Origin of the sequence: Streptomyces sp. NPDC052682 (assembly GCF_040678435.1) — a bacterium.
GTDB lineage: Bacteria > Actinomycetota > Actinomycetes > Streptomycetales > Streptomycetaceae > Streptomyces.
The window spans coordinates 184,689-201,689 of the sequence record NZ_JBFATS010000013.1 but is presented as its reverse complement, the minus strand read 5'-3'; the positions used below and the strand labels follow the sequence as shown (position 1 = coordinate 201,689).

The window sequence follows — 17,001 nt, the reverse complement described above, 5'->3', positions numbered from 1 at the left end:
TACGTCCCACCCGCCTCGGTAGCGCTTTCACCGTTCGTGGTCTTGCTCGCACAAACAAAGCACCACCCGGGAACGGTCCCGGGTGGTGCTTGGGGGAGGGCGCTCAGTCCTGGGCCTCGGCCAGCAGCTTCTGGATCCGGCTCACGCCCTCGACGAGGTCCTCGTCGCCCAGCGCGTACGACAGCCGCAGGTAGCCCGGTGTGCCGAACGCCTCACCCGGGACGACCGCGACCTCGGCCTCCTCCAGGATCAGCGCGGCCAGCTCCACGGTGTCCTGCGGGCGCTTGCCCCTGATCTCCTTGCCGAGCAGCGCCTTCACGGACGGGTAGGCGTAGAACGCGCCCTCGGGCTCCGGGCAGAAGACGCCGTCGATCTCGTTCAGCATCCGCACGATCGTCTTGCGACGCCGGTCGAACGCCTCGCGCATCTTCTTGACCGCTTCCAGGTCACCGGAGACCGCCGCCAGCGCGGCCGCCTGGGCCACGTTGGACACGTTCGACGTGGCGTGCGACTGCAGGTTCGTCGCGGCCTTGACCACGTCCTTCGGGCCGATGATCCACCCGACCCGCCAGCCGGTCATCGCGTACGTCTTGGCGACACCGTTGACCACGATGCACTTGTCGCGCAGCTCGGGCAGCAGCGCCGGCAGCGACACGGCGGCCGCGTCGCCGTACACCAGGTGCTCGTAGATCTCGTCGGTCAGCACCCACAGGCCGTGCTCCAGCGCCCAGCGGCCGATCTCCTCGGTCTCCTGCTCGCTGTAGACCGCGCCGGTCGGGTTGGACGGGGAGACGAAGAGCACGACCTTCGTCTTCTCGGTGCGGGCCGCCTCCAGCTGCTCCACGCTCACGCGGTAGCCGGTCGTCTCGTCGGCGACGACCTCGACGGGGACACCGCCCGCGAGCCGGATCGACTCCGGGTACGTCGTCCAGTACGGCGCCGGGACGATGACCTCGTCGCCCGGGTCCAGGATCGCCGCGAAGGCCTCGTAGATGGCCTGCTTGCCGCCGTTGGTGACGAGGATCTGGGAGACGTCCGGCTCGTAGCCGGAGTCGCGCAGCGTCTTCGCGGCGATCGCGGCCTTCAGCTCGGGCAGGCCGCCGGCCGGCGTGTAGCGGTGGAACTTCGGGTTCCTGCAGGCCTCGACGGCCGCCTCGACGATGTAGTCCGGGGTCGGGAAGTCGGGCTCACCGGCGCCGAAGCCGATCACCGGACGCCCGGCGGCCTTCAGGGCCTTGGCCTTGGCGTCCACGGCGAGGGTGGCGGACTCGGAGATCGCGCCGACTCGGGCGGAGACCCGGCGCTCGGTGGGAGGGGTTGCAGCGCTCATGGGGCCCATGGTTTCAGACCGGAAACACGCGCGGCACGCGGGTTTCACGTACTGAACAGCTCCGGGCAAACCCGTGAACACCAGTGCGGAACCACCCCGCGGCCAGGGTGGTCTTCCGTCGATCCGCCCGGCCCTGCGCCCCTCACGGGCGCTTTCTGTTCGACGAGGGGCGCAAGACCACGTACACTCTCACCTCGTTGGCCTTCAACAGCCGCGCCCCCACGGTGCACACCCAGCACTCGGGCGGATGCGGTACGTTGGGGGACACACAAAGGGTCGTAGCTCAATTGGTAGAGCACCGGTCTCCAAAACCGGCGGTTGGGGGTTCAAGTCCCTCCGGCCCTGCTCCACACACCTTCGCCAGGATGTGTGCGCATGTACGTACAGCATTGCACCGCCGTGCGGCTCAGACCGGGCGCGGCACGGCCACGACCCGGAATCAGGTGAGGACGAGTGACGGACGCCGTGGGCTCCATCGACATGCCTGATGCCCAGGACGAGGCGCCGGAGTCCAGGAAGAAGACCCGCAAGGGCGGCAAGCGAGCCAAGAAGGGCCCGCTGAAGCGACTCGCGCTCTTCTACCGCCAGATCATCGCGGAGCTCCGCAAGGTCGTCTGGCCGACGCGTTCCCAGCTGACGTCGTACACCACCGTGGTGATCTTCTTCGTCGCCATCATGATCGCCCTGGTGACCGTGATTGACTATGGGCTCAGCCACGCCGCCAAGTACGTCTTCGGCTGAGCCGAGAGCGAAGAGCGCCGAGGTACCCGGCGCTCCTTTTCGCATGTTCCACCCCTATGTATCCAGGAAGAAGCAGCCACCGTGTCTGACCCGAACGTGAACGACGCCGTTGAGCCTCGCGGCGAAGGTGCCGAGTCCGTCGAGGACGAGCTCGACACCGTCGAGGGCGCGGACCACGAGGACACCGAGACCTCGGCCGAGGTCGAGGCTGCCGACGCCGCCGAGACCGAGGGCGACGACGAGGACCAGGCCGAGGAGGCGGAGGCCGAGACCGAGGCCGAGCCCGAGCTCGACCCGGTGGAGAAGCTCCGCCAGGAGCTGCGCGGCCTGCCCGGCGAGTGGTACGTCATCCACACCTACGCCGGCTACGAGAAGCGCGTGAAGGCCAACCTGGAGCAGCGCGCCGTCTCGCTGAACGTCGAGGACTTCATCTACCAGGCCGAGGTGCCCGAGGAAGAGATCGTCCAGATCAAGAACGGCGAGCGCAAGACGGTCAAGCAGAACAAGCTGCCCGGCTATGTCCTCGTCCGCATGGACCTGACGAACGAGTCCTGGGGCGTCGTCCGCAACACCCCCGGCGTCACCGGCTTCGTGGGCAACGCCTACGACCCGTACCCGCTGACCCTGGACGAGATCGTCAAGATGCTCGCCCCCGAGGCCGAGGAGAAGGCCGCCCGCGAGGCCGCCGAGGCCGAGGGCAAGCCGGCTCCGCAGCGCAAGGTCGAGGTCCAGGTGCTGGACTTCGAGGTCGGCGACTCGGTCACCGTCACCGACGGCCCGTTCGCCACGCTCCAGGCGACCATCAACGAGATCAACCCCGACTCCAAGAAGGTCAAGGGCCTGGTGGAGATCTTCGGCCGCGAGACGCCGGTCGAGCTCTCCTTCGACCAGATCCAGAAGAACTGAGCGTTCTCGCACTACTTCCGACCAGGTCAGGCAGGCTCCCGCAGCCTGCCTGACCTGGTCGGTTTCAGGATGCGCCGCGTTGGCCGTTATCGTGGTGCGGTTGCCTTTGCGCAACACGACAAGGAAGACCAGGAAGAGGACCCGGAATGCCTCCCAAGAAGAAGAAGGTCACGGGGCTCATCAAGCTCCAGATCCAGGCCGGTGCCGCCAACCCGGCCCCGCCGGTCGGCCCCGCGCTGGGTCAGCACGGCGTCAACATCATGGAGTTCTGCAAGGCGTACAACGCCGCGACCGAGTCGCAGCGCGGTTGGGTCATCCCGGTGGAGATCACGGTCTACGAGGACCGTTCCTTCACCTTCATCACCAAGACCCCGCCGGCCGCCAAGATGATCCTCAAGGCCGCGGGCATTGAGAAGGGCTCCGGCGAGCCGCACAAGACCAAGGTCGCCAAGATCACCCGCGACCAGGTCCGCGAGATCGCCCAGACCAAGATGCCCGACCTCAACGCCAACGACCTGGACGCCGCCGAGAAGATCATCGCCGGCACCGCCCGTTCCATGGGCGTCACGGTCGAGGGCTGACCTCAACCCCCGTACACCAGCAGAAGTGTGGAAGGGCCTGCTCGGCCCGGACCACGACTCCTAAGCATCCACAGGAGCAGCAGTGAGCAAGCGCAGCAAGGCCCTTCGCGCTGCGGACGCCAAGATCGACCGGGAGAAGCTCTACGCTCCCCTCGAGGCCGTCCGTCTCGCCAAGGAGACCTCCACGACCAAGTTCGACGGCACCGTCGAGGTCGCCTTCCGCCTGGGTGTCGACCCGCGCAAGGCCGACCAGATGGTCCGTGGCACCGTGAACCTCCCGCACGGCACCGGTAAGACCGCCCGGGTCCTGGTCTTCGCGACCGGCGACCGTGCCGAGGCCGCGCGTGCCGCGGGCGCCGACATCGTCGGCGCCGACGAGCTGATCGACGAGGTGGCGAAGGGCCGTCTGGACTTCGACGCCGTCGTCGCCACCCCGGACCTCATGGGCAAGGTCGGCCGTCTCGGCCGCGTGCTCGGTCCCCGTGGTCTCATGCCGAACCCCAAGACCGGCACCGTGACCCCCGACGTCGCCAAGGCTGTCACCGACATCAAGGGCGGCAAGATCGAGTTCCGTGTCGACAAGCACGCGAACCTGCACTTCATCATCGGCAAGACGTCGTTCGACGACACCAAGCTGGTGGAGAACTACGGCGCGGCCCTGGAGGAGATCCTCCGTCTGAAGCCGTCCGCCGCCAAGGGTCGCTACATCAAGAAGGCCGCCATCACCACCACGATGGGCCCCGGCATCCCGGTCGACCCGAACCGCACCCGCAACCTCCTCGTCGAGGAGGACCCGGCCGCGGTCTGAGCCTGACGGCTCACCGAAACCGGAGCACGGGCCCGGCACCTTTCGAGGTGCCGGGCCCGTTCCCTTTGCGGGACAGGTGTCGGCGCGCCCGGTGGGCGTGCGGACCCGCGACACGCAGGGGGACGTATGAAGAGCACGACCATGCACCGGGCGGGACGGGCGGTCGCGGCGGCGGCCGCGCTGACGGCGGCGGCCGCGTGCACCTCCTCCGGCTCCCCGGGCGACTCCCCCGACCACAGCCCCCAGCCCCGCAAGGACCCCGGCCGCGCCGCATCCCTGGCCGCCCTGCGTGCCGCCGCACATGCCACCGGCCGGGCCGGGACCGCCCGCGTCGAGTCCACGACCCGCCTGGGCGCACTGATGTCCATGACGGCCCGCGGCGCCCTCGGCTGGGGCGACGGCGTCACCGGCACGCTCACCCTCACCTACACCGGCGGCACCCTGGCCGACACCATGCGCCGACTCGGCACCCCCTCGATGCAGGCCCGCTACCTGCCCGACGCCTACTACGCCCGCATGGGCGACAAGTTCGCCGAGCAGGCGGGCGGCAGACACTGGATCCGGTACGCGTACGCCGACCTGGAGGCCCTCGCGGGCGGCTCCGGCGCCCTGCTGAGGGACCAGATGCGCACCACCACCCCGCACCAGTCCGTGAAGCTCCTGCTGGCCTCCGCGGACCTGCGGCGGGTCGGCCGGGAGACGGTCCGCGGCGAGCGCGCCACGCACTACTCGGGCACCGTGAACGCCGCGGACGTCACCGACCCCGGCCTGAGGAAGCAGCTCACCGAGGCCGGTGTCCGCGCCGAGACCGTGGACGTCTGGGTCGACGAGCAGCACCTGCTGGTGAAGAAGGTCGAGAAGGCCCGAACGGCGACGGGCCCGCTGACCCAGACCGCGTACTACGACGACTACGGCGTGAAGGTCAGCGCGGACAGGCCCCCGGCCGGTGACACCCAGGACGTCCGGGAACTGATGGGCCGCGAGAGCACAACCCCTTGAGGCCTTGCCGTGTCCCACTAATTCGACAGAGGCGTTCCCCTTCCGTGGGATACGCTCACGGCCTCGCTGTGCATCAGCCATGTATTCCTTGGGGGGAATCGATGAAGACGTCCACGTCCATATCCACCGCCGGTATCGCCGCCCTGCTGCTCGCCGGAACCGCCGTCGGCTGCGGTGCCGAGAAGTCGCCGGAGATGTCCCCGGCGGCGGCCGTCGCCAAGGCGGCGAAGAAGACGGAGGACATCAAGTCCTTCCGTTACACCATGAGCGGCAAGACGCCGGAGGGACAGGTGAAGGGCGAGGCCCAGATGGCCGTCAAGCCCTCCGTCGCCATGAGCATGAAGATGACCGTGCTCGCCGAGGGTCAGAGCCACGATGTCGAGATCCGCCTCGTCGACAAGGCGATGTACATGGGCGGAGGCGCTGAGATGGCCAAGGAGATGGACGGCAAGAGCTGGATGAAGTTCGACATGTCCGCGCTCGGCGCCGACAAGGAACTGAACGACCTGGGGGCACCCGGCGACGCCCAGCAGAACCCGGCCGCCGAGGCCGGCTTCCTTACCGGCGCCAAGGACGTGAAGAAGGTCGGCACCGAGAAGGTGGGCGGTGTCGAGACCACCCACTACTCGGGCACCGTCACCCTCGACAGCCTGCGCGCCTCCCTCAAGGGCGAGGACAAGCAGACCCGCGAGCGCCGGGAGAAGAGCCTCAAGCGGTACGAGAAGATGGGCATCGACAAGCTCGCCATGGACATGTGGGTGGACGGCGAGGACCACGCCAAGCAGGTCCGCATGAAGGGCGACACCACCAACGGCCCGCTCGACATGACCATCACCTTCACCGACATCAACAAGCCGGTGACCGTCACGGCCCCGCCCGCCAAGGACACCGTGGACTTCGCCAAGATGATGGAGGAGGCCGGCTCCGAGGCCTGACCTGCCCCGAAGAGCGGATTTGCTTGACGGCGAGCCGTTCACGTACTCTCTCCCAGAAGCCAAAGACCGCTGGTCGTTGCCGTGCGCTCGCAAGAGGGCTCGGTGGCCGAAGGATCCGCTGAACTGCGGACGACCCGCGCAGGTGACAGTGGAAGAGCTCCCGGAGCACGCGCCCTGGCGTGTGTGCGTCCGGTCGAGCTACGCCCCGTGCGCCTGCGCCGGGGCGTTTCGTTTTCCCCAGTCCTCCTTCGGGTCCGCGCGGTCCGAATCACCCGGAAGGAGGCCGAGGCTCTATGGCGAGGCCCGACAAGGCTGCCGCGGTTGCCGAGCTGACGGACAAGTTCCGCAGCTCCAACGCCGCCGTGCTGACCGAGTACCGCGGTCTCACCGTCGCGCAGCTCAAGACGCTGCGTCGTTCGCTCGGTGAGAACGCCCAGTACGCCGTGGTGAAGAACACGCTGACCAAGATTGCGGCCAACGAGGCCGGGATCACGCTGGACGACCAGCTCTTCGCTGGTCCGACGGCCGTCGCCTTCGTCACCGGTGACCCGGTGGAGTCGGCGAAGGGTCTGCGCGACTTCGCCAAGGACAACCCCAATCTCGTCATCAAGGGCGGTGTCCTTGACGGCAAGGCGCTGTCCGCCGACGAGATCAAGAAGCTTGCGGACCTCGAGTCCCGCGAGGTTCTGCTCAGCAAGCTGGCCGGTGCCTTCAAGGCGAAGCAGTCCCAGGCTGCCTCCGTCTTCCAGGCGCTGCCGTCGAAGCTCGTCCGCACCGTGGACGCGCTGCGCGCCAAGCAGGCCGAGCAGGGCGGTGCCGAGTAATTCGGCTCGCTTTCTGACCCGCGTCGACGGCGTGGGTCGCAGCGGGCCGACGTACGCCCGCCTGATCCAGTACATCCGGCACCTGCCGATTTGAGTGGAAGGACCGCCATCATGGCGAAGCTCACCCAGGACGAGCTGCTTGCCCAGTTCGAGGAGATGACCCTCATCGAGCTCTCCGAGTTCGTGAAGGCCTTCGAGGAGAAGTTCGACGTCACCGCCGCCGCGGCCGCCCCGGTCGTCGTCGCCGGTGGTGCCGCCGGTGGCGCCGAGGCCGCCGCCGAGGAGGAGAAGGACGAGTTCGACGTCATCCTCACCGGCGCCGGCGACAAGAAGATCCAGGTCATCAAGGTCGTGCGTGAGCTGACCTCGCTGGGTCTGAAGGAGGCCAAGGACCTCGTCGACGGCACCCCGAAGCCGGTCCTCGAGAAGGTCAACAAGGAGCAGGCCGACAAGGCCGCCGAGGCCCTCAAGGGCGCCGGCGCCTCCGTCGAGGTCAAGTAAGACCTCACAGGCCCCACAAGGCCTGTAACGCCTCAAGCCTGAAGAGCGATCATCCATGCGGGTGGTCGCTCTTCGGCGTTGCCGGGGGTGCGGCCACGGTTGCCTTGCGTCCCTCTCGGCGGGGGGTATGGTGATCTTCGTCGTGTCTCCCCGGGCCCCGGGTCCGGGCCGGGAGGCCTTGACGAACCGCACGCAGCGCGCAATTCTCAGGACGCGTCGTCACAGGATCCGAATCCGAGGCATGGATCGACGGCGAAGAGGGCAGTATCAACGTGCGTTGAGGGCAAGCATGCCGAGGGCGTTGAGAACAACGAGGGTCGCGAAAAACCCGCACTGGACATCAGTGTGCCATGTGGCTACACTGACCCTTTGCGCTGCCTGTTAGCTGTCCCCTGCCCGTCACCAGGGGTCTGCCCTCATCCGAGCACTGACGACAAGATCATCCCTGACCTGGGAGTTCTGTCTCTGTGTACGGGAGAGGGACCGGTACGCGCGTAGTGAGTCCGAGCCCTCGGAAGGACCCCCTCTTGGCCGCCTCGCGCACTGCCTCGACCGCGAATACGAACAACGGCGCCAGCACCGCCCCGCTGCGCATCTCCTTTGCAAAGATCAAGGAGCCCCTCGAGGTTCCGAACCTTCTCGCGCTCCAGACCGAGAGCTTCGACTGGCTGCTCGGCAACGACGCGTGGAAGGCTCGCGTCGAGGAGGCTCTGGAGAACGGTCAGGACGTCCCCACCAAGTCCGGCCTCGAGGAGATCTTCGAGGAGATCTCCCCGATCGAGGACTTCTCCGGGTCGATGTCGCTGACGTTCCGGGACCACCGCTTCGAGCCGCCGAAGAACTCGATCGACGAGTGCAAGGAGCGCGACTTCACGTACGCGGCCCCGCTCTTCGTCACCGCCGAGTTCACCAACAACGAGACCGGCGAGATCAAGTCCCAGACCGTCTTCATGGGCGACTTCCCGCTCATGACGAACAAGGGCACTTTCGTCATCAACGGCACCGAGCGTGTCGTGGTGTCGCAGCTGGTCCGTTCCCCCGGTGTCTACTTCGACTCCAGCATCGACAAGACCTCCGACAAGGACATCTTCTCCGCCAAGATCATCCCGTCCCGGGGTGCCTGGCTGGAGATGGAGATCGACAAGCGCGACATGGTCGGTGTCCGCATCGACCGCAAGCGCAAGCAGTCCGTGACCGTGCTGCTCAAGGCTCTGGGCTGGACCACCGACCAGATCCTGGAGGAGTTCGGCGAGTACGAGTCCATGCGCGCCACCCTGGAGAAGGACCACACCCAGGGCCAGGACGACGCGCTGCTCGACATCTACCGCAAGCTGCGCCCGGGCGAGCCCCCCACGCGCGAGGCCGCGCAGACGCTGCTCGAGAACCTCTACTTCAACCCCAAGCGCTACGACCTCGCGAAGGTCGGCCGCTACAAGGTCAACAAGAAGCTGGGTACGGACACCCCGCTGGACGCCGGGATCCTGACCGTCGAGGACATCATCGCGACGATCAAGTACCTGGTGAAGCTGCACGCCGGTGAGACCGAGACGGTCGGCGACAACGGCCGCACGATCATCGTCGAGACCGACGACATCGACCACTTCGGCAACCGCCGTATCCGCAGCGTCGGCGAGCTGATCCAGAACCAGGTCCGTACGGGTCTCGCCCGTATGGAGCGGGTCGTGCGCGAGCGCATGACCACCCAGGACGTCGAGGCCATCACGCCGCAGACCCTGATCAACATCCGGCCGGTCGTCGCCTCCATCAAGGAGTTCTTCGGCACCAGCCAGCTGTCCCAGTTCATGGACCAGAACAACCCGCTGTCGGGGCTGACGCACAAGCGTCGTCTGAACGCCCTCGGCCCGGGTGGTCTCTCCCGTGAGCGGGCCGGCTTCGAGGTCCGTGACGTGCACCCCTCGCACTACGGCCGGATGTGCCCGATCGAGACGCCGGAAGGCCCGAACATCGGTCTGATCGGCTCGCTGGCCTCCTACGGGCGGGTCAACGCGTTCGGTTTCATCGAGACGCCGTACCGCAAGGTCGTCGACGGCCAGGTCACCGACGAGGTCGACTACCTCACCGCCGACGAGGAGGACCGCTTCGTCATCGCGCAGGCCAACGCGCCGCTGACGGACGACCTGCGCTTCGCCGAGAACCGCGTGCTGGTCCGCCGCAAGGGCGGCGAGGTCGACTACGTCGGCCCCGAGGACGTGGACTACATGGACGTCTCGCCGCGCCAGATGGTGTCGGTCGCGACCGCCATGATTCCCTTCCTCGAGCACGACGACGCCAACCGTGCCCTCATGGGCGCGAACATGATGCGCCAGGCCGTTCCGCTGATCCAGGCGGAGGCCCCGCTCGTCGGCACCGGCATGGAGTACCGCTCCGCCGTCGACGCCGGCGACGTCGTCAAGGCCGAGAAGGCCGGTGTGGTCCAGGAGGTCTCCGCGGACTACATCACCACCGCCAACGACGACGGCACGTACATCACGTACCGCCTGGCCAAGTTCGCCCGCTCCAACCAGGGCACCTCGGTCAACCAGAAGGTCATCGTCAACGAGGGCGACCGGGTCGTCGAGGGTCAGGTCCTCGCCGACGGTCCGGCCACCCAGAACGGCGAGATGGCCCTGGGCAAGAACCTGCTCGTGGCGTTCATGCCGTGGGAGGGTCACAACTACGAGGACGCGATCATCCTGTCGCAGCGCCTCGTGCAGGACGACGTCCTGTCCTCGATCCACATCGAGGAGCACGAGGTCGACGCCCGTGACACCAAGCTCGGCCCCGAGGAGATCACCCGGGACATCCCGAACGTCTCCGAGGAGGTCCTCGCCGACCTCGACGAGCGCGGCATCATCCGTATCGGTGCCGAGGTCATCGCCGGGGACATCCTCGTCGGCAAGGTGACCCCGAAGGGTGAGACCGAGCTGACGCCGGAGGAGCGCCTGCTGCGCGCGATCTTCGGTGAGAAGGCCCGTGAGGTCCGTGACACCTCGCTGAAGGTGCCGCACGGCGAGACCGGCAAGGTCATCGGCGTCCGCGTCTTCGACCGCGAGGAGGGCGACGAGCTTCCCCCCGGTGTGAACCAGCTGGTGCGCGTGTACGTGGCGCAGAAGCGCAAGATCACCGACGGTGACAAGCTCGCCGGCCGGCACGGCAACAAGGGTGTCATCTCCAAGATCCTGCCGATCGAGGACATGCCGTTCCTGGAGGACGGCACCCCGGTCGACATCATCCTCAACCCGCTGGGTGTGCCGTCCCGAATGAACCCGGGACAGGTGCTGGAGATCCACCTCGGCTGGCTCGCCAGCCAGGGCTGGGACGTCTCCGGCCTGGCGGACGAGTGGGCGCAGCGCCTGCAGGCCATCGGCGCGGACCAGGTCGAGCCCCGTACCAACGTGGCGACCCCGGTCTTCGACGGTGCCCGCGAGGACGAGCTGGCCGGTCTGCTGCAGCACACGCTGCCGAACCGCGACGGGGACCGTCTGGTCCTGCCGACCGGTAAGGCGCGGCTGTTCGACGGCCGCTCCGGTGAGCCGTTCCCGGACCCGATCTCGGTCGGCTACATGTACATCCTCAAGCTGCACCACCTGGTCGACGACAAGCTGCACGCCCGCTCGACCGGTCCGTACTCGATGATCACCCAGCAGCCGCTGGGTGGTAAGGCCCAGTTCGGTGGCCAGCGCTTCGGCGAGATGGAGGTGTGGGCCCTCGAGGCCTACGGTGCCGCCTACGCCCTGCAGGAGCTGCTGACCATCAAGTCCGACGACGTCACCGGCCGCGTGAAGGTCTACGAGGCCATCGTCAAGGGCGAGAACATCCCTGAGCCCGGCATTCCCGAGTCCTTCAAGGTGCTCATCAAGGAAATGCAGTCCCTGTGCCTCAACGTGGAGGTGCTGTCCAGCGACGGCATGTCCATCGAGATGCGCGACACCGACGAGGACGTCTTCCGCGCTGCGGAGGAGCTCGGCATCGACCTGTCCCGGCGCGAGCCGAGCAGCGTCGAAGAGGTCTGACGGGAGTCCGGCGGGGCCCTGACCCACCAGGGCCCCGCCGACCCCCAGGCCCCCGTACAGACCACAGACTTACGACCCTGAGAGGGATTGACGCATAGTGCTCGACGTCAACTTCTTCGACGAGCTCCGGATCGGCCTGGCCACCGCTGACGACATCCGTCAGTGGAGCCACGGCGAGGTCAAGAAGCCCGAGACCATCAACTACCGCACCCTCAAGCCCGAGAAGGACGGCCTCTTCTGCGAGAAGATCTTCGGCCCGACCCGGGACTGGGAGTGCTACTGCGGCAAGTACAAGCGCGTCCGCTTCAAGGGCATCATCTGCGAGCGCTGTGGCGTTGAGGTCACGCGCGCCAAGGTGCGCCGTGAGCGGATGGGCCACATCGAGCTGGCCGCGCCCGTCACGCACATCTGGTACTTCAAGGGTGTCCCGAGCCGGCTGGGCTACCTGCTCGACCTGGCTCCCAAGGACCTCGAGAAGGTCATCTACTTCGCCGCGTACATGATCACGTACGTGGACGAGGAGCGCCGTCAGCGCGACCTGCCCTCGCTGGAGGCCCACGTCTCCGTCGAGCGCCAGCAGATCGAGCAGCGCCGCGACGCCGACCTGGAGGCCCGCGCCAAGAAGCTCGAGGCCGACCTGGCCGAGCTGGAGGCCGAGGGCGCCAAGGCCGACGTGCGCCGCAAGGTGCGTGAGGGCGCCGAGCGCGAGATGAAGCAGCTGCGCGACCGCGCGCAGCGCGAGATCGACCGGCTCGACGAGGTGTGGAACCGGTTCAAGAACCTCAAGGTCCAGGACCTCGAGGGCGACGAGCTGCTCTACCGCGAGCTGCGCGACCGCTTCGGCACGTACTTCGACGGCTCGATGGGTGCCGCGGCGCTGCAGAAGCGCCTGGAGTCCTTCGACCTCGAGGAGGAGGCCGAGAAGCTCCGCGAGATCATCCGTACCGGCAAGGGCCAGAAGAAGACCCGTGCGCTCAAGCGCCTGAAGGTCGTCTCCGCGTTCCTGCAGACCTCCAACAGCCCCAAGGGCATGGTGCTGGACTGCGTGCCGGTCATCCCGCCGGACCTGCGTCCGATGGTGCAGCTGGACGGTGGCCGCTTCGCGACCTCCGACCTGAACGACCTGTACCGCCGGGTGATCAACCGCAACAACCGTCTCAAGAGGCTGCTCGACCTCGGCGCGCCCGAGATCATCGTCAACAACGAGAAGCGCATGCTTCAGGAGGCTGTTGACGCCCTCTTCGACAACGGCCGTCGCGGCCGCCCGGTGACCGGTCCGGGCAACCGCCCGCTGAAGTCCCTCAGCGACATGCTGAAGGGTAAGCAGGGCCGCTTCCGTCAGAACCTGCTCGGCAAGCGTGTCGACTACTCGGCGCGTTCCGTGATCGTCGTCGGTCCGCAGCTGAAGCTGCACCAGTGCGGTCTGCCGAAGGCGATGGCGCTGGAGCTGTTCAAGCCGTTCGTGATGAAGCGCCTGGTCGACCTGAACCACGCGCAGAACATCAAGAGCGCCAAGCGGATGGTCGAGCGCGGCCGCACGGTCGTGTACGACGTGCTGGAAGAGGTCATCGCGGAGCACCCGGTTCTGCTGAACCGTGCGCCCACGCTGCACCGCCTCGGCATCCAGGCCTTCGAGCCGCAGCTGGTCGAGGGCAAGGCCATCCAGATCCACCCGCTCGTGTGCACCGCGTTCAACGCGGACTTCGACGGTGACCAGATGGCCGTGCACCTGCCGCTGTCCGCGGAGGCGCAGGCCGAGGCCCGCATCCTGATGCTGTCCTCGAACAACATCCTCAAGCCGGCCGACGGCCGTCCGGTGACGATGCCGACCCAGGACATGGTCCTCGGTCTGTACTTCCTCACCACCGACGCCGAGGGCCGCGACATCAAGGGCGAGGGCCGCTCCTTCGCCTCCGTCGCCGAGGCCATCATGGCCTTCGACGCGGGCGAGCTGTCGCTGCAGACGCCGGTCGACATCCGCTTCCCGGTGGGCACCATCCCGCCGCGTGGCTGGACGCCGCCCGCGCGCGAGGAGGGTGAGCCCGAGTGGCAGCAGGGTGACAGCTTCCGGCTGAAGACCACGCTGGGCCGTGCGCTCTTCAACGAGCTGCTGCCCGAGGACTACCCGTTCGTCGACTACGAGGTCGGCAAGAAGCAGCTCTCCGAGATCGTCAACGACCTCGCCGAGCGCTACCCGAAGGTCATCGTGGCGGCGACGCTCGACAACCTGAAGGCGGCCGGCTTCTACTGGGCCACGCGTTCCGGCGTCACGGTCTCGATCTCCGACGTCGTCGTCCCCGAGGCGAAGAAGGAGATCGTCGCCAAGTGGGAGGCCGCGGACGAGAAGGTCCAGAAGCAGTACGAGCGCGGTCTGATCACCAAGGACGAGCGCACCCAGGAGCTCATCGGCATCTGGACCAACGCGACCAACGAGGTCGCCGAGGCCATGACGGGCAACTTCCCGAAGACCAACCCGATCTTCATGATGGTCAACTCGGGTGCCCGAGGAAACATGATGCAGATGCGCCAGATCGCCGGTATGCGTGGTCTGGTGTCCAACGCCAAGAACGAGACCATCCCGCGGCCCATCAAGGCGTCGTTCCGTGAGGGTCTGTCCGTGCTGGAGTACTTCATCTCCACGCACGGTGCCCGTAAGGGTCTGGCGGACACCGCGCTGCGTACCGCCGACTCGGGTTACCTCACCCGTCGTCTGGTCGACGTCTCGCAGGACGTCATCATCCGCGAGGAGGACTGCGGCACCGACCGCGGCCTGAAGCTGCGGATCGCCGAGCGCAACGCCGAGGGCGTCCTCATCAAGGCGGAGAACGTCGAGACGTCCGTGTACGCGCGCTGCCTCGCCGAGGACATCGTGGTCGACGGCAAGGTGCTGGCCCCGGCCGGCACCGACCTGGGCGACGTGCTCATCGACGAGCTCATCACGCAGGGCGTCGAGGAGGTCAAGACCCGCTCGGTCCTGACCTGCGAGTCCGCGGTCGGCACCTGCGCCATGTGCTACGGCCGTTCGCTGGCCACCGGCAAGCTGGTCGACATCGGTGAGGCGGTCGGCATCATCGCCGCCCAGTCCATCGGTGAGCCCGGCACCCAGCTGACGATGCGTACCTTCCACACCGGTGGTGTGGCCGGTGACGACATCACGCAGGGTCTGCCGCGTGTCGTCGAGCTCTTCGAGGCCCGTACCCCGAAGGGTGTCGCCCCGATCTCCGAGGCCTCCGGCCGCGTCCGGATCGAGGAGACCGAGAAGACCAAGAAGATCGTCATCACGCCGGACGACGGCAGCGACGAGACGGCGTACCCGATCTCGAAGCGCGCCCGTCTCCTGGTCAGCGAGGGCGAGCACGTCGAGGTGGGCCAGAAGCTCACCGTGGGTGCCACCAACCCGCACGACGTGCTGCGCATCCTGGGCCAGCGTGCCGTCCAGGTCCACCTGGTCGGCGAGGTCCAGAAGGTCTACAACTCGCAGGGTGTGTCGATCCACGACAAGCACATCGAGATCATCATCCGGCAGATGCTCCGCCGCGTGACGATCATCGAGTCCGGCGACGCCGAGCTGCTGCCCGGCGAGCTGGTCGAGCGCTCTCGCTTCGAGCAGGAAAACCGTCGTGTGGTCCAGGAGGGCGGTCACCCGGCCTCCGGTCGTCCGCAGCTCATGGGTATCACCAAGGCCTCGCTGGCGACCGAGTCCTGGCTGTCGGCGGCGTCCTTCCAGGAGACGACCAGGGTCCTCACGGACGCGGCGATCAACGCCAAGTCCGACTCCCTGATCGGCCTCAAGGAGAACGTCATCATCGGTAAGCTCATCCCGGCCGGTACGGGTCTGTCCCGCTACCGCAACATCCGGGTCGAGCCGACCGAGGAGGCCAAGGCCGCGATGTACTCGGCCGTGGGCTACGACGACATCGACTACTCGCCGTTCGGCACCGGCTCCGGCCAGGCCGTGCCGCTGGAGGACTACGACTACGGTCCGTACAACCAGTAAGGCGTACGTCTGAGTCACTGAAGGGCGGTCACCTCTTGGGGTGGCCGCCCTTCGGCGTGGCTGCCGGCGTGATGCCACCGGCGCCGCTTCGGCGCATGATGGGAAGACCCCGGCGTCCGGGAGGTCTCCGTGTCGCAGCCGCCGTACCCGTCGTGGCAGCCCTGGCAGGCCCCCAGTGGGCCGTCGATGCTCGCCTCGCACGCCGACAGGGAACGGGCCGTGGACGTGCTGAGAGCCGGATTCGGTGAGGGGCGGCTCCAGCAGGAGGAGTTCGACGAGCGGGTCGCGCGGGTGTATGCGGCCCGTACGGTGGGAGAGCTGGCGGTGCTGGTCGCCGACCTGCCGCAGGGGCCCGTACCGCAGTCTGTGGCCGCGCAGCCGGTGCCGCGTGTGTATCCGCCGGTGCCGCGGGCGCGGACGAACGGGAAGGCGGTGGGGGCCGCCGTGTGCGGGCTGCTCTGTGTGCCCACCTTCGGGCTCACCGGGATTCCGGCGGTCGTGCTGGGGCACGCGGCGCGGGCCGAGATCCGCCGCAGGGACGAGCTGGGGGACGGGCTCGCGCTCACCGGGCTGGTCCTGGGGTGGTTGTCGACCGCGGGATGGGCACTCGTCCTGGTGCTGCTGATGGCGGTGTCCATCGCGGCGGGTTGACACCCACGCAGGATGACAAGAAAAGTGTTCGAAACGGACAGCCGCCGCCGATTCGAAGATCGTCTGCGGCTCGGGGTCTTGACATGTCCCGCCTGGCACTGCGGGTGAGGCCCATTTGTTTTGACCGCAGCGAATGCGATAGGTACGCTCAGACCTTGTGCCTGGGGTGTGCCTTGGCTCTCCTGCGTGCCTTCAACCGCATAGGGAGCTGTGACCGGCCACCGTAATCTGCGCTTCTTTCTGCCGCTCGGCAGGAATCCGCGGGATTCGACACACCCGACCGCGTGGGTCGGCGACGTTCCAGGTTAGCTGTACCCATCGGCACACAGAAACCGGAGAAGTAGTGCCTACGATCCAGCAGCTGGTCCGCAAGGGCCGGCAGGACAAGGTCGAGAAGAACAAGACGCCCGCACTCGAGGGGTCCCCTCAGCGCCGGGGCGTCTGCACGCGTGTGTTCACGACCACCCCGAAGAAGCCGAACTCGGCCCTCCGCAAGGTCGCGCGTGTGCGTCTGACCAGCGGCATCGAGGTCACGGCCTACATTCCGGGTGAGGGACACAACCTGCAGGAGCACTCCATCGTGCTCGTGCGCGGCGGCCGTGTGAAGGACCTGCCGGGTGTTCGCTACAAGATCATCCGTGGCTCGCTCGACACCCAGGGTGTCAAGAACCGCAAGCAGGCTCGCAGCCGTTACGGCGCCAAGAAGGAGAAGTAA

General features: G+C 67.4%; 13 protein-coding genes and 1 tRNA gene. 13 read left to right on the top strand and 1 reads right to left on the bottom strand.

All coding sequences use genetic code 11. From position 1 onward, the window contains the following. Positions 1–103: 103 nt before the first annotated feature. The gene (locus AB0K80_RS22145) at positions 104–1,330 is read right to left on the bottom strand and encodes a pyridoxal phosphate-dependent aminotransferase (RefSeq protein ID WP_365672166.1); all 1,227 of its coding nucleotides are present in this window, start codon (positions 1,328–1,330) and stop codon (positions 104–106) included. Between the two features lie 272 nt (positions 1,331–1,602). Here AB0K80_RS22145 and AB0K80_RS22140 point away from each other — a divergent pair. The 13 genes from AB0K80_RS22140 (at position 1,603) to rpsL (ending at position 17,001) form a co-directional block, all read left to right on the top strand. Continuing rightward, positions 1,603–1,675, top strand: a tRNA-Trp gene (locus AB0K80_RS22140). A 108-nt stretch (positions 1,676–1,783) separates the two neighbouring features. Further along, positions 1,784–2,071, top strand: coding sequence for a preprotein translocase subunit SecE (secE, locus tag AB0K80_RS22135; RefSeq protein ID WP_365672164.1), 288 nt, complete (start codon positions 1,784–1,786; stop codon positions 2,069–2,071). An 81-nt stretch (positions 2,072–2,152) separates the two neighbouring features. After that, positions 2,153–2,977: a transcription termination/antitermination protein NusG gene (gene nusG, locus AB0K80_RS22130; protein WP_365672162.1), complete on the top strand. Its 825-nt coding sequence runs from the start codon at positions 2,153–2,155 to the stop codon at positions 2,975–2,977. Positions 2,978–3,123: 146 nt separating this feature from the next. Next, entirely contained in the window at positions 3,124–3,558 is a 435-nt protein-coding gene (rplK, locus tag AB0K80_RS22125; protein WP_289933151.1) for a 50S ribosomal protein L11, read from the top strand. Positions 3,559–3,640: 82 nt separating this feature from the next. Next, entirely contained in the window at positions 3,641–4,366 is a 726-nt protein-coding gene (rplA, locus tag AB0K80_RS22120; RefSeq protein WP_365672158.1) for a 50S ribosomal protein L1, read from the top strand. Between the two features lie 126 nt (positions 4,367–4,492). Beyond that, positions 4,493–5,365 (top strand): hypothetical protein, encoded by an 873-nt coding sequence (locus AB0K80_RS22115; protein ID WP_365672156.1) that lies wholly within the window; start codon positions 4,493–4,495, stop codon positions 5,363–5,365. Positions 5,366–5,466: 101 nt separating this feature from the next. Next, positions 5,467–6,300 (top strand): DUF1396 domain-containing protein, encoded by an 834-nt coding sequence (locus AB0K80_RS22110; protein WP_365672154.1) that lies wholly within the window; start codon positions 5,467–5,469, stop codon positions 6,298–6,300. A 293-nt stretch (positions 6,301–6,593) separates the two neighbouring features. After that, positions 6,594–7,124, top strand: coding sequence for a 50S ribosomal protein L10 (gene rplJ / locus AB0K80_RS22105; RefSeq protein WP_030641169.1), 531 nt, complete (start codon positions 6,594–6,596; stop codon positions 7,122–7,124). 111 nt (positions 7,125–7,235) lie between these two features. Further along, positions 7,236–7,625: a 50S ribosomal protein L7/L12 gene (rplL, locus tag AB0K80_RS22100; RefSeq protein ID WP_356336849.1), complete on the top strand. Its 390-nt coding sequence runs from the start codon at positions 7,236–7,238 to the stop codon at positions 7,623–7,625. 527 nt (positions 7,626–8,152) lie between these two features. Then, complete coding sequence (rpoB, locus tag AB0K80_RS22095; protein ID WP_365672150.1) at positions 8,153–11,638, top strand: DNA-directed RNA polymerase subunit beta; 3,486 nt, start codon at positions 8,153–8,155, stop codon at positions 11,636–11,638. A 97-nt stretch (positions 11,639–11,735) separates the two neighbouring features. Then, positions 11,736–15,635, top strand: coding sequence for a DNA-directed RNA polymerase subunit beta' (locus AB0K80_RS22090; protein ID WP_365672148.1), 3,900 nt, complete (start codon positions 11,736–11,738; stop codon positions 15,633–15,635). A gap of 129 nt (positions 15,636–15,764) precedes the next feature. Continuing rightward, positions 15,765–16,286, top strand: coding sequence for a DUF1707 and DUF4190 domain-containing protein (locus AB0K80_RS22085; RefSeq protein ID WP_365672146.1), 522 nt, complete (start codon positions 15,765–15,767; stop codon positions 16,284–16,286). A 343-nt stretch (positions 16,287–16,629) separates the two neighbouring features. Then, complete coding sequence (gene rpsL, locus AB0K80_RS22080; RefSeq protein ID WP_003948652.1) at positions 16,630–17,001, top strand: 30S ribosomal protein S12; 372 nt, start codon at positions 16,630–16,632, stop codon at positions 16,999–17,001.

What these genes read in the sequence shown, in the direction of transcription:
- AB0K80_RS22145 (WP_365672166.1), bottom strand. Translation starts at nt 1,330, where the DNA reads ATGAGCGCTGCAACCCCTCCCACCGAGCGCCGGGTCTCCGCCCGAGTC.
- rplK (WP_289933151.1), top strand. Translation starts at nt 3,124, where the DNA reads ATGCCTCCCAAGAAGAAGAAGGTCACGGGGCTCATCAAGCTCCAGATC.
- AB0K80_RS22115 (WP_365672156.1), top strand. Translation starts at nt 4,493, where the DNA reads ATGAAGAGCACGACCATGCACCGGGCGGGACGGGCGGTCGCGGCGGCG.
- AB0K80_RS22110 (WP_365672154.1), top strand. Translation starts at nt 5,467, where the DNA reads ATGAAGACGTCCACGTCCATATCCACCGCCGGTATCGCCGCCCTGCTG.
- rplJ (WP_030641169.1), top strand. Translation starts at nt 6,594, where the DNA reads ATGGCGAGGCCCGACAAGGCTGCCGCGGTTGCCGAGCTGACGGACAAG.
- rplL (WP_356336849.1), top strand. Translation starts at nt 7,236, where the DNA reads ATGGCGAAGCTCACCCAGGACGAGCTGCTTGCCCAGTTCGAGGAGATG.